The sequence below is a fragment of the Sulfitobacter sediminilitoris genome (assembly GCF_010667575.1).
Classification (GTDB): domain Bacteria; phylum Pseudomonadota; class Alphaproteobacteria; order Rhodobacterales; family Rhodobacteraceae; genus Sulfitobacter; species Sulfitobacter sediminilitoris.
Genome location: NZ_JAABNT010000043.1, coordinates 1 through 9,620, shown reverse-complemented (window position 1 = coordinate 9,620; position 9,620 = coordinate 1). Strand labels below are relative to the sequence as shown.

Here is a 9,620-nt window from a genome sequence, read left to right as displayed (position 1 = left end):
ATTACCGCTTTGCCTACACCACTTCGGTGCAGTTGCAAGGGCTTGAAGGCGAGCACCTAATTCATCGGCTGGACTAAAGGAATGAGTTGGGAATGGTCTGAACATTTTTTTGTTCGACGGCGGGTTTGTCCGCAACTCGGTCATAGACCCCCTGAAATTCGCTGCGGTCGCGACCAATGTCTGCTTTTCTCGCTGCGATGCAGCTGATGGCTTCAGTCGATTTTGTTGCTGCACTTGCGAAGGACGGGATTTTGATCCGGCGGCTCTGGGCTCGACTCGGTCATCTGAGCATTTCTGTCGGATGACTGCTTTTCCACGTTAAACGGCCATTATTCCACTGGACTTGTACGCCAAACAGAGCGGTACTGTCCGTGTCGCGACGCACCTGGCGCCGTGTGCCGCCTTCTCCGCCCGGGCTTCCGGGCTCTGGTCAGTAGCAGGATCACTTCCGACCTGCATCAACCAGATGGAGAAGATCAATGACACAATCATCGAAACCAAAAACCAAGAAAGCGCAGCTTATCCAGATGCTGAACCGGAAGGCCGGTGCGGATGTCGCCACGATCAGCGAAAAACTCGGCTGGCAGTCGCATACGACGCGGGCGGCGCTGACCGGCCTGCGCAAGGCGGGATTCGAGATCTCCGCTGAGAAACAGGGGCAGGGTGACCCCCTGAGCTACCGCATCACGGCACAACCGGCGGATGCCGCCTGATGACGGGCAACGAGGACATCGCTGCGCGCTGGGACGCGCTCGGTCAAATGGACCGAGCCGCCCTGCGCGTGGCCTGGGCGGAGGCGTTTGGCGACGCCCCGCCGCACTTTCTGTCGATGATCTTCATGCGTAAGGCGCTGATCTGGCATGAACAGTGTCGGGTTTTTGGCGGGCTGTCATCCGATGTGAAACGCGCCCTGAAATCCGCAAGTGGCGGCAAACAGGTCAGACCCCCGACACCCGTGATCAAAACCGGTACGCAGCTCGTGCGGGAATGGAACGGCCGGCGGTACCAGGTCGAGGTCAAGGAAGACGGCTTCCTGATGAATGGCGACCACTTCAAGTCGCTGTCGGCCATCGCGCTACAGATTACCGGCACCAGCTGGTCGGGGCCGCGGTTCTTCGGCATCAACGGCAGGGCAGGGACGGACGCATGAAGAAGATCCGCTGTGCCATCTACACCCGCAAGAGCTCAGAGGATGGATTGGAGCAAGAGTTCAACTCACTCGATGCTCAATACGAGGCCTGCGCTGCCTACATCGCCAGTCAGAAAGTAGAAGGCTGGGTGCTGTTGCCGGACCGGTACGATGATGGCGGTCTCTCCGGCGGCAGCATGGAACGCCCGGGTTTGCAGCGCCTTCTGGCGGACATCGACAGGGGTACCGTGGATCAGATCCTCGTCTACAAGATCGACAGGCTCACGCGTTCGCTGGCAGACTTCGCCAAGATGGTCGAGCGGCTCGATGCAGCGGGCACGTCCTTTGTTTCGGTCACGCAGTCCTTCAACACGGCCACCAGCATGGGGCGGCTGACGCTGAACATGCTGCTGTCGTTTGCCCAGTTCGAAAGGGAAGTGACTGCCGAGCGCATCCGCGACAAGATCGCAGCCTCGAAGCGCAAAGGCCTCTGGATGGGCGCGACGGTGCCGCTGGGCTATGCCGCCGACGGCCGGTCCCTGAAGATCGCCGAGCCGGATGCCGAGGTGATCCGCAGGATCTATGACCTGTATCTCAAACACCGGAACACACGCGTTGTTAAAGAAGCTGTCGATGCCTTCGGTCTGAAGACCCCTGTCAGAACACTGATCTCGGGCAGGGTAAAAGGCGGTGCGCAATTTAGCTACGGCCACATCCATTACATCCTGACCAACCCCGTCTATGCCGGCCGCATCCGGCATCACGCGAAAGTCTATCCCGGGCAGCACCCGCCGCTGATTGACCCGCAGGTCTGGGACAGTATCCAGGAACAGCTCCGATCTGATGCAGCGAAAGATCGAACCTTCACGAGGCGGAACCGGAAGGGTGCAAGAGCATCGGCTTCACCGCTGGCCGGCAAGATCTTCGATCAGACCGGGGATATTCTGACCCCAAGCCATTCGAAGACGGCGAAGGGTCGCAAGCTGCGCTACTACGTATCCCATCGGCTGGTACGCGGAACGGCACCACGTGATCCATCGGGATGGCGGTTGCCTGCACCAGAGCTGGAAGACAAAGTTGCTGATCTGATCCGGCGACATCTCAATCAACCAGAAGTGCGCGCAGGTATCCTGGTTGATGCTGCTGCAGATGAAACCGCGACGATCGGAACCCGGTTGTCCCGACTGGCCGTTGGCGACGCCGCCGCAAACAAAGATATGAGGCGTCTCTGTTTGAACCTGATCGAACGCATCGACATCATGCCGGGTGAAATCTGTGTCGCGCTCTCGGGAGAGCATCTTGCGTTTGTCATCGATGTGGATCACGCGCGCATCGACGAAGACGTGCTGACCTTCAGATCCCCGTTCCAACAGCGCAAGCGGGGTGTGGAAACCAGACTCATCATCGGCGATGCGCCGGCGGAAATCGATGCCACGCTCTTGTGCAACGTTGCCCGTGCTCATCGATACTTCGATCTGGTTCGGTCGGGCAAAACCTTTGCCGAAATCTCCGAGACCGAAGGTGTTTCGAAACGCCGGGTTCAGCAACTGATAGAACTGGCCTTCCTCGCGCCTGACATCATCAGAGCCATCCGCGAAGGCCGGCAGCCTGTCGGCATGACATCAGACTGGCTGAAACGGCATGCGTTCCCGCCGATCTGGACAGAGCAGCGCGACGCCTTCGCGACGCTGTAAGCCACTGCATCCAAACCAATTTATGCATCAATAATCTGGCTGCCGGATACATCGGCGTGCAGATTTGATATCTCTCAATCCCGACCTCGAAGAACGGCGATGGTCTCACCATCGAAACCCGCCAAACTGCTACCGCGGAAATGGCGATTCCAGACTTTTGGGAGAATTATGCCGAATATCGGAGATTGGTCGGTCTGGGGTAAAATGGCACCTCTGAAATGGCCGGAATTGCCCGCAGAAAATCCGTTTTTCTACATTACATCGATATCTTAGGAGGTGGTGGCTGGGATGGTAGGAAACCTTGCCCCGCGATACCTTTCATCGAGTTACCGGAGACGACCCGAAAAAGGGGGCATTTTCGGGGGCATTTTGGGAGGTATTGGTAGGCCATCAGCACAATCCAGCCGTACCTCCGGAGAGGCAATCAGAGCCCCTCTTAGAGCCACCAAGCCGACTGCCTGTCATGGTCATCAACATCATTAGGAAGCCCTCTCTGGCTCTCTCTGGTGACCTCCTGGATAGGAGGAAGTCAGCCCCTTATGACCGCTTCAGGCCTGCTACATCACCACTATGGATGGACGGGATAGGACCTGCTGGGAGGGTCTCTCTTAGGGATAAGGTGAGAGGGCCATACCCAGGAATTAGGTATGAGTAATGGAAGCAGTAGAAGGTATCAGGAAGGGGGAGGGCAAGGAGGGAGACCTACCCGGGAGGCTTAGAATGGGTGCTACGGGTGGAACGGGTGTGGGGGGTAGGAGGGGTTGCCTATGTGGTTGTGGTGGAGAAGCAAGTTCATAGGGGTATTCACTCGGTCAAGACGGTGCCGCGAATGACTTGTGAAGTCCGAGGTGTAACCAACCCGGAATTCCTGAGATTGTGCTAGATCAAGGAAGCAACTGCATTCTTCGTTATTCCAAGGCCTTGAGGCTGCAAGGAGTAGTGAAACATGGGTCCAAGTATGTCCGAAGATTGGATTAGAAGGTTCGACGAACGGATGGCACTTTGGCGCAGTATGCGAAGTGTGACAGGTGCAGAGTTAGCCTATGGCCGTCACTCGAAAGACGTACAGGAGGACATTCGGAAGGGCATCATCACTTGCCATGAATGTTCTGCTACCAGGGCCTGTAGACTGTGGCTGGCAGACGCAGCTCAGGGCACACCACCACCATTCTTTTGCCCGAACCGAGAGAGGTTCATACGGCTTTCAGAAATGGCTAGCGTCCATTAGAGCCATCCATGATGTATCCAACGCGTATGGGTACTTATGAGGTTATTCAGAGGTCCTCTTCCCCACAAGCCACCAGGTCTCGACTTCACCCATGCCTTTCACCTCCACCGTGCCCCGAGGCTCGAAGAGGTAGTCTTCTGCCAACTCCTCATGGGCGGGCCCTGTCACCTGTTTACGTCCCGGCTCCCCATGGCTCTCCATCCGGCTGGCTGTGTTAACCGTCTCACCCCAGACGTCATAGAACAGCTTCTTGTTCGGGGGCATTTCGGTAGATCAGAAGGCCTCTGACGGGCTGCTGACAGGTGCTGGCGGTCTCTGTGACCTCTCACAGACCGCTGGCGGGTGCTGACTGGTGCAGGCGGGGGTTCAGGTATGTGGTCGGGGAGGTTGTTCTGGACAGACGCCAGGTTCTGGAATGAGAGCGGACCTTCAGACAAGCTGCAGCGAATGGCTGGTGGGAGCCGATTCTGTGGAATTTCGCTGCGGGTGCGAGGTGGGAGTGCGTCTACGGCGAGAGCAGACATTCAAATAGCCGCTGATCGAGTGTTCTTTTTGCGCTGTGGTAGGCAGATTGGGGCCCGCCGTGGGCAGTTAAACCGCCTGTTTCTTTAACCCATCAAGCATATAGGTTGCTCTGGGTCGGTGCCCCTTGATCTGGATTTCACCGCGCGGTGTTGATTGGTAGCGGTCAGATAACAATTGCCAGGTCTCGGCCGACATCTGGATTTGATCGGGAATGCCTTCGGATTCCATTCGGCTGGCAACATTGACGGTATTTCCCCAAAGATCGTAGGAGAATTTCTGCTTACCGATGATACCCGCGATGACGGCTCCGGAATGCACGCCGATCCGCAATTTCAGATCGACGTTTTTATCCTGGCGGAAATCGCCAAAGGCCTCCTGCATCCCCAACGCAAGGTCAGCTATTTTCTCGGCGTGATCGGCGATGCTGCCCTGCAGACCCGTAGCGACCATATAGGCATCACCAATGGTTTTGATTTTTTCTGCACCGTGTTCTGCGACAAGTGTGTCAAACCGGGAAAACAGATCGTTCAGCAGGTTCACAAGCTCATTAGCCGACATTTTCCGCGAGATGTCGGTAAAGCCCGCGAGGTCAGCAAACAGGACAGACACGCTTTCATGGCTATCGGCGAGAGGTTCCTCTTGTGCTTTCAAACGGGTCGCGATTTCGGCAGGCAGGATATTGAGCAGCAGTGCCTCGGAACGACGTTTTTCCTCCTCAAACAAGCGTTCCAGGTGATAGGCCCGCCGATTGATAACGTCCAACAAATAGGCAAAACCAATCGCAAATCCCACGCCAGCACTGGTCCAGGCAATCGCATTCACAACCTCAAAGGATGTACCGCCCGCCAGAGCAATCGTGACAAGAGCAGCAAAAAGATATGCGCCCAGAATGATTGAGGCCTGGCGCACACCGTTGGTAATCGCCGGAACGAATATCATTCCAGTCGTAAGTCCGCCCACACCTGCGACTAACCCGCCAGGCAATTGCGCTAATATCAAAGGGAACAAAATCGCCACACCAAGGTACGTGTACATCATGAAATACGTCCACAACCTGGGACTGGTGCGTATGATCGGCAGGAATGAAACACTGATACATATCGCGAAGTGGAGTACTGTCGCAGCGCGAAGCGGACCAGTTTTGCTCAGCGCATCGGGGTCCAACATCAGATCCCAAAACCCAAAGCCTATAAAAGCAACGAGGCCGATGACTGTCGCCAGCCTGCCAAGCGGAATAAATCGTTGCAGCAGTTGCAGGGCGTAGGCATGTTCGACGTCGGGGTCGAATTTTATCGGGTACCAATTTTCCACTGCAATCTCCATCTTTGACATGCCAGAAGGCAGGGTAGGCGATGACACTATCGAAGTCATTGAGCATTACCCGCATAAAAAAGCACCCCTTTCCAGCCTTCTTGATGGAAAGTGCCTTAAGAAAGGCAAGCGCAAGATAATTCTACAGCCGAACGGTAGCGGTTGTCCTGATAGTGCGGAAATAATCAAAAATTTCGAACTGAATAGAATTTTTTAGTGGACAAAATGCTGCGTGACGCACGAATGGCAGCAATGCGGAAAGCCGCGCTGCGGCATTGGAAGGCTGGTTCAATAGCCGGTAAGGGCCGTTCTCGTCGATTGCGCTGGCCTGAGGAACAAAGATCATGCTGCGATACGGAAGGCAGCTTCGAGCCCTTGGTGACCACCACTCTCCTGTGAACAATTGACACGAACCGGTGAATTCTCAGAAGCTGTGACCTAAACGCAAAGAGAGAAATTCAATGGCACCGACTGGCAACACAATTGGTATCATCGGTGGTTCAGGAATGCTCGGATCGGCGATTTCTAGTGCCCTTCTTGGAAGCGGGTCGTTTGAACAATCGAATTTCTGGGTTTCAAACAGAAGTGGCAATGCATCTGGGGTTGAACAAAGTTCGATTATTCACTTTACGAAAGATAATCAGGAGTTGGTGGACGCCTGCGATGTCATCATTTTATGCGTGCCGCCTGCTCGATTTCCTGACATCGACATCCGCGCACCCAACAGGTTGGTCATCTCAGTTATGGCTGGCGTGACGATTGATGAAATGAAATCCAAGACAGCGGCTGTTCGTGTCGTGCGGGCCATGAGCAGTCCGGCAGCTTCCTTGTCCATGGCGTATTCACCTTGGATAGCAAGCGCAGAAATTACGTCGAACGACAGAGATATCGTGAGAAAAATCTTTGGGGCGTGCGGGACAACGGATGAGATTTTCGATGAGCAACAGCTCGATCACTTCACCGCAATGACTGGCCCGGTTCCCGGTTTTGTCGCCTATTTTGCGAAGTGCATGGTGGATCATGCCACAAGCCAAGGTATTGCGCCTGATGTCGCTGATCGGGCCATTCGTCAACTTTTCCTTGCCGGCGGAACAATGTTAGCTGCCGACAGCGCCAGCCCTGCCGACCAGGTTCGTTGGATGATTGATTATGCTGGGACGACTGCCGCCGGGCTAATTGCGATGGAGCGTTCAACCTTGGCCAAGACAATTAGTGATGGGCTTCTAGCGGCAGCAGACAAAGCAAGATCGATGTAGCAGATTACGGAAGCTTGATTTGGTGCCTTGGGGTGCGCTGCGAACCATCAAATAGTTTTCGCAATATCCGGAAAGTCCCGCAACTCTGCCATTCAGCTGATTTCAGGGAATGTCTGGTTTTAATAAAAGCGGACGTTAGACGAACACGATAGCACGAAAGATTAATTTCTTTACAACCCAAGCGAGTGAACTAGCTGGCTAGACGCATGGGGGTTGCTAGTTAGCCGGGTCAAATCTTGGCAACACTTCCCAGTGGCTCCCATGCACCTCACTCATCCAGTGCCCTCAGCCCGAAGCGGTCATTCAAATTTGGCTTGTGACTGTGAGATCTTCGCGATGGTCCGCCCCATGGCTTAGCTTCATGAGGCGAGACCAGTTTAGCGACAAATCTTCATACGTGCGGCATCTATTCCGCAGCCACCGCATCCATGGCTGCCTGCGCACAATGGCAAGACGCTCCGACAGGCAGATCGGACCTGGCCATGGCGAGTTCCAGACGCTGGCGGATCAGTTTCGCTTCTGCCGTGTCTCCGGCGCCACGGCGGCGCAGGCATTCATCGAGGCCCTTTAGGCTCCAGATATTGTCGGGATGGATGCAGGCGCGCGGCAGGTTGCCAGCCAGGCCAAGGTCTTCCCGGTAAGCCTGCTCGGCTTCCTCAACCCGGCCCTGCTCGAGCGTCAGGGCTCCGAGCGCGTGACGCACTGGCTGTATCCAACCCCACGGTTCGTCGTAGGCCAGATTATCCTCCAACTCGATCGCTTTTCGGAGATGCGCGAAGGCGGCATCATAGTTGCCTTTCCGATACTCAAGCTCACCGTCCAGCATCTGCTCCGCCACCTCCAGGAGATCGACGCAGCGGTTGTTGTGAAGGTAGCGACTTTCGGGCACCTTCGCTCGCGCCACCGTGAATTTGGCCCGTTCTGCTTCGGAGTTTGAAACCTCGCCCAGTGCGGCATGCGCAACAGCTTTGGCGTAGTGCAGGGATGCGGTTGTGTGGCAGTACAGCTTCTGATCCTCGGGCAACGGTTCGGAAATAATGTCGCGCCATCTGCCGAAGCGGATCTGAACGTGGGTCTTCATGGAAATGTAGCTCTCCAGGAAGTCGGCCATGGGCGGGCTTTCCAGCTTCAGCAGGTCCACCGGGATTTCACGGATCATCTCTTCAGCGGCGGCCATCGCCGGTTCGTACTGGCCGAGGAACATCGCGCCATAGATGGCGAAATGGTAGTTGTGGACACGGTACGCGGTATAGAAATTCATGCGCCCTTGGCGTTCGGCAATCTTGAGATCGGCCTCGATGCCCTTCTGGTTCCAGTACAGGGTGTCACGGTATTCACCACACTGGATGTCGATGTGTGTTGGCATGTGGATCAGGTGGCCAGCGTCAGGCACCAGTTCGCGCAGGTAGTCGCCCGCCATCAGCGCCTTTTCGGGGGTTGGCGCCATTTCCATCAAATGAACGTACAAGTGGAGAATACCGGGATGGGCGCGGCCTTCGGGCGTATCCACGAATTTCTCCAGTACCTTCTGCGCCTCGACCGTGCCGGCCCCTTCGGCGACTGTGTTTTTCCAGATGTCCCACATCTTCCATGGTGTCTGATTAAGGATCGACTCCACGTAGACGGTGGCGACCTCGATGTCGTTTGGGTGGGCTTCGTATGCCTTTTTCATCGCGGCGGCGAAGTCATCGTTCCAAGGCTTTTGTTCTTCGATGGTCTCGCGCTGCGGGTAGCGGGCTGGTAGGGCTTCGATCAGCGCGCGTTCGGGTGGGGTCACCTTGTCGACCAGAGCAAGCGCCGCCTGTGTGCAGTCATATGCTGTCGCCAGGGCATTCGACTTGGTGTCCGGGTCCATCATCCACCATTCGAAATTGTAGTTTGGACCGACAGCATAAGCGATGCCCCAATGCGCCATCGCGCAGTCAGCATCATGCTCCAGCGCTTTCTGGAAGCACTCGATGGCCTGCTCGTGGTTGTATGAATACGTCCACACAAGTCCGCGGTCGAACCAGAGCTGTGCATCATTTGATTTAGTCGTAATCTTGCGCGAGTAAACGTCGACGTCAAAGTAGTCCATTGATAGTTCCCCCTGAAATAATGGGCACAGGGTAGCCTGAAGTTGGTGATTCTTTAAACGTTCGGAAAAGCCAACAATTTGGCGAATTGGTCCGATGCCAGATCGAGCTGGAGCTGGACGCTCAATAGTTCCTGAAATGCGAATGTGCAGAATGTGACTGGTTTGTCCGCGTTCCCGACATTAGACATCATCGACATCGAGCACTTGCAGCGAATGTCCGGAAAGCGGGCAGCAAATGCCGCAAGCCAGGACCGCGCCCAAGGTCCGGTATGGGCCGGTTTCTCCCACAAACCTACCACAATGAAGTAGGCCTTAGCCCATCCGTGACTTCCCCTTCAACTTCAGCAAGAGCAAGCTCTTTCCAGTCACTCCTGATTTTACCTCCGGATACGCAATCTCC

At 55.6% G+C, this 9,620-nt stretch carries 8 protein-coding genes; 5 read left to right on the top strand and 3 right to left on the bottom strand.

Annotation, left to right across the window (positions count from 1 at the left end):
- Nucleotides 1-479: 479 nt before the first annotated feature.
- The 4 genes from GV827_RS22575 to GV827_RS24175 all read left to right on the top strand — a co-directional run bounded on the left by GV827_RS22575 (nucleotide 480) and on the right by GV827_RS24175 (nucleotide 4,051).
- A complete protein-coding gene (locus tag GV827_RS22575; protein ID WP_164356486.1) occupies nucleotides 480-713 on the top strand; it encodes a DUF3489 domain-containing protein in 234 nt (77 codons plus the stop codon).
- A complete protein-coding gene (locus GV827_RS22570) occupies nucleotides 713-1,150 on the top strand; it encodes a DUF2924 domain-containing protein (protein ID WP_164356484.1) in 438 nt (145 codons plus the stop codon). Before GV827_RS22575 ends, GV827_RS22570 begins: the two co-directional genes overlap by 1 nt.
- Nucleotides 1,147-2,823, top strand: coding sequence for a recombinase family protein (locus tag GV827_RS22565; protein WP_164356482.1), 1,677 nt, complete (start codon nucleotides 1,147-1,149; stop codon nucleotides 2,821-2,823). The genes GV827_RS22570 and GV827_RS22565 overlap by 4 nt, the downstream gene beginning before the upstream one ends.
- 946 nt (nucleotides 2,824-3,769) lie before the next feature.
- Nucleotides 3,770-4,051, top strand: coding sequence for a DUF6455 family protein (locus GV827_RS24175; RefSeq protein WP_408056277.1), 282 nt, complete (start codon nucleotides 3,770-3,772; stop codon nucleotides 4,049-4,051).
- A 42-nt stretch (nucleotides 4,052-4,093) separates the two neighbouring features.
- Here GV827_RS24175 and GV827_RS24170 read toward each other — a convergent pair whose 3' ends face one another.
- The gene (locus GV827_RS24170; RefSeq protein ID WP_164356480.1) at nucleotides 4,094-4,315 is read right to left on the bottom strand and encodes an adenylate/guanylate cyclase domain-containing protein; all 222 of its coding nucleotides are present in this window, start codon (nucleotides 4,313-4,315) and stop codon (nucleotides 4,094-4,096) included.
- Between the two features lie 327 nt (nucleotides 4,316-4,642).
- Nucleotides 4,643-5,887 (bottom strand): adenylate/guanylate cyclase domain-containing protein, encoded by a 1,245-nt coding sequence (locus GV827_RS22555; RefSeq protein WP_204326054.1) that lies wholly within the window; start codon nucleotides 5,885-5,887, stop codon nucleotides 4,643-4,645.
- A 461-nt stretch (nucleotides 5,888-6,348) separates the two neighbouring features.
- Between GV827_RS22555 and GV827_RS22550 the strand changes: the two genes are divergently transcribed.
- The gene (locus GV827_RS22550; protein ID WP_164356476.1) at nucleotides 6,349-7,143 is read left to right on the top strand and encodes a pyrroline-5-carboxylate reductase family protein; all 795 of its coding nucleotides are present in this window, start codon (nucleotides 6,349-6,351) and stop codon (nucleotides 7,141-7,143) included.
- A 406-nt stretch (nucleotides 7,144-7,549) separates the two neighbouring features.
- On the opposite strand, the gene GV827_RS22545 is transcribed toward GV827_RS22550, so the two are convergent.
- A complete protein-coding gene (locus GV827_RS22545) occupies nucleotides 7,550-9,220 on the bottom strand; it encodes a tetratricopeptide repeat protein (RefSeq protein ID WP_164356474.1) in 1,671 nt (556 codons plus the stop codon).
- Between the last annotated feature and the right edge of the window lie 400 nt (nucleotides 9,221-9,620).

What these genes read in the sequence shown, in the direction of transcription:
- GV827_RS22575 (WP_164356486.1), top strand. Translation starts at nt 480, where the DNA reads ATGACACAATCATCGAAACCAAAAACCAAGAAAGCGCAGCTTATCCAG.
- GV827_RS22570 (WP_164356484.1), top strand. Translation starts at nt 713, where the DNA reads ATGACGGGCAACGAGGACATCGCTGCGCGCTGGGACGCGCTCGGTCAA.
- GV827_RS22565 (WP_164356482.1), top strand. Translation starts at nt 1,147, where the DNA reads ATGAAGAAGATCCGCTGTGCCATCTACACCCGCAAGAGCTCAGAGGAT.
- GV827_RS24175 (WP_408056277.1), top strand. Translation starts at nt 3,770, where the DNA reads ATGGGTCCAAGTATGTCCGAAGATTGGATTAGAAGGTTCGACGAACGG.
- GV827_RS24170 (WP_164356480.1), bottom strand. Translation starts at nt 4,315, where the DNA reads ATGCCCCCGAACAAGAAGCTGTTCTATGACGTCTGGGGTGAGACGGTT.
- GV827_RS22550 (WP_164356476.1), top strand. Translation starts at nt 6,349, where the DNA reads ATGGCACCGACTGGCAACACAATTGGTATCATCGGTGGTTCAGGAATG.
- GV827_RS22545 (WP_164356474.1), bottom strand. Translation starts at nt 9,220, where the DNA reads ATGGACTACTTTGACGTCGACGTTTACTCGCGCAAGATTACGACTAAA.